Origin of the sequence: Bifidobacterium sp. UBA6881, assembly GCA_002451435.1 — a bacterium.
Taxonomy (GTDB): domain Bacteria; phylum Actinomycetota; class Actinomycetes; order Actinomycetales; family Bifidobacteriaceae; genus Bifidobacterium.
On record DKCF01000031.1, the window covers coordinates 8296 to 10899 of the forward strand.

Consider the following 2604-nt stretch of genomic DNA (forward strand, 5'->3'; position numbering starts at 1 on the left):
TCGACCACGAACACCAGCGTGGAGTTCGCCGGAATCGAGCCGGACTTCTTGTTGCCGTATCCCTTGTCCGGCGGAATGATCATCAGCACCTGCGAACCGACGGTCTGCCCGATCAGGCCGTCCTTCCAGCCTTGGATGATCTGGCCGGACGAGGAGACATCGGCGTCGAACGTGGTGTTCTTGTCCCACGAGGAATCGAACTGCTTGCCATCGGTCGTCCAGCCGGTGTACTTCACGACAGCGGTCATGGAATCGGTGATCTGCTTGCCGTCGCCCTTGATCAGCGTCTGCGTGATCTGCTTGTCGACGGAACCCTGGCCGTTCATGTCGATGGACGGCTTGCCCTTCTTGCCCAGCGTCACCTTCGGCAGGTTCGCGGGAATGTCGGTCACCTTGGTGCCGGTGGCGCGTTCCAGATCCCTCGACTTCGATACGAGGGTGAGCACCATGAGATACGAGGTGCCGGAGGAATTCGAATCGTTCACGCCGAACGCGATGGTGGCGTTGATTCGTTGGGCGCTGAAGATCTTGTAGTATTCCGCGTTCATCTTGCTGGTGTCGTCGCTGACGACCGCGGCGCAATCGGGAGTGTTCTTCTCCCAGGTGCTCATCAGTTCGGAGCCGTCCTTGACGTTGATGGCGATGCCCTGCGCGCATACGCGGTCGCCGTTCTCGATTTTGGCGCCATTGCCCTTCTGCAGCACGACGTAGCTGTTGTTCTCCACGGTCATCGGGGTCTTGAACGAAATGGTGGGCTTCTTGCCCGGTTCGCCCGTCGCCGTCACGCCGGCGATCTGATTCATTTTCGTGGAGGAATTGGAGGAGTTCGAAGAAGAGGATGAAGACGAGGAAGACGATGAGGATTTCGATTTGCTGTCGGATTTCGTGCCGGAATCGCTGCCGCACGCCGAAGCGCCCAAGCACATGATCGCCGCGCATGCGGTTGCCACGGCTTTGAGGAAAATAGTTTTACGCATAGGCTTAACCATAGCGGCAATCATTGATTTCCATGGGTTTAACAGGCTTTTGCAGGGGTACAGGCTAGAATGGGGAGCGCTATGACTTTATCGCAAGAAGAACAGGAAGAACCGCAGGTCAAGGCGGGTCCCACACGCCATGCCAAGATCATGCGCGGAATCGTCACGCCTATTTTCGGTCTGCTCGCCGTCGCTTGCATCGTGCTGGGCGTGCTCAACGCCACCATGTGGAAGCCGGATACGCGAATCGCCGCTTCCGCTTCGGTGAGCGGATCGCGCTACGTGGTCACCGACCCCGGTGTGCTGCCGCTGGTCGACAAGAAGGTCACCGTCACCGCGAAATCATCCAGCAAAACCGCCAATGTATGCGTCGTCATCGGCTCCAGCCGCGATGTCAATGGCTGGATCGCCGGTTCCAAGTACATGCGCGTCACCGGTCTTTCCGATTGGAGCACGCTCGCCGTGCAGAAGGCTTCGGCCCAGGGGAAGGCCGACACGTCCGAAGGCCAGGTCGAGCTCAAGGATTCCGACATGTGGCGCGAGACGAAATGCGGCACGGGTTCCGTCTCCATCCGGCTCAAGGTCGCCGATACCGAGGTCGGCAAAGACACCGTCGCGTTGATTGATTTCAGCGACACGAAGGGCGCTTCCATCGAATTCGATTGGGTCCGTCAGACGGTTCCCGACTTCGCGATGCCGTTCTACCTGGTCGGCGGCCTGTTCGCGGTGCTCGCCGTGCTCGCGGCTTCCGTGTTCGCGATGCCGCCGCATAAGCGTCGTCACCGTCGTGCGTTCGCGGTGGTGGATGGTGTCGGATCATCGCAGGGCGACGATACCGAGGTTGCCGCGTGGGTGAGGAACGCAGAAGCCAATGCGGTTCGCAATGAGCGTTCGATCGAACCCACGCGCAAGCGCCGCCGTCATGCCGCGCACAGCGCCGAAGCCGAGGCCGCCACGGAAGAGACCGCGACGCAGCCGACGATCATCGACCCGTCCGCGCGCAATCTGGTCGCAGACCAGCAGCAGGCGCTCGACGGTGACGGCGCAGGTTCCTCTGCCGCCGATGAGAACCCGTCCGCGGGCGAGGAGACCTCCGTGATCTCCCAGGAAGAGCTTATGGCGTACTTCGCGCGATTGGCGAGGGAAGAGGCGGCCGAGGATGCCGCTGAAAACGGCAAGGGCGCTTCGATGGGCGCCGCCGTTTCTACGGATGCTTCTTCGTCGGACGTTGACACGTCGGATACTGATGCGTCAGATGCCGCCATGGGCGGCGCTGTTTCGGAGGATGCCGCCGAAACCATTGAGGAATCGTCAGTGGATGGAGCTGGGGAAGTCGCGGAGACTTCGGAAGACGTCGCCGAGGAGTCGGAGGGATCGACGCAGGAGGTTCCGGAGGATTCTAGTGAGTCTTCTGAATCTGTGAAGGAAGAATCGGCATCCGCCGCCGATGTGTTCGATGGATCCGATTCATCCGTCGAATCCGACCGGTCTGGCGAATCCACCGATGACTCGTCCTCCGAATCCAAGGATGATGTTGACGACGGTACATCCGAGGGAAACGACGAATCCGAGAACGCCGATGGGTCCAATGCGGCGGAAGGAACTTCGGAACCTGAAGACTCTGAAA

Annotated in this window: 1 protein-coding gene and 1 pseudogene; one reads left to right on the forward strand and one right to left on the reverse strand. The window is 60.3% G+C overall.

Going from position 1 to position 2604, the window contains the following annotated elements; translation table 11 throughout:
• The coding region (locus B3C64_RS02435) for an FKBP-type peptidyl-prolyl cis-trans isomerase (RefSeq protein WP_291533487.1) at window positions 1-977 on the reverse strand (977 nt) is incomplete at its 3' end.
• A 69-nt stretch (window positions 978-1046) separates the two neighbouring features.
• Between B3C64_RS02435 and B3C64_RS02440 the strand changes: the two are divergent.
• Window positions 1047-2159, forward strand: a pseudogene (locus tag B3C64_RS02440) (hypothetical protein); the annotation flags it as partial.
• Window positions 2160-2604: the final 445 nt, after the last annotated feature.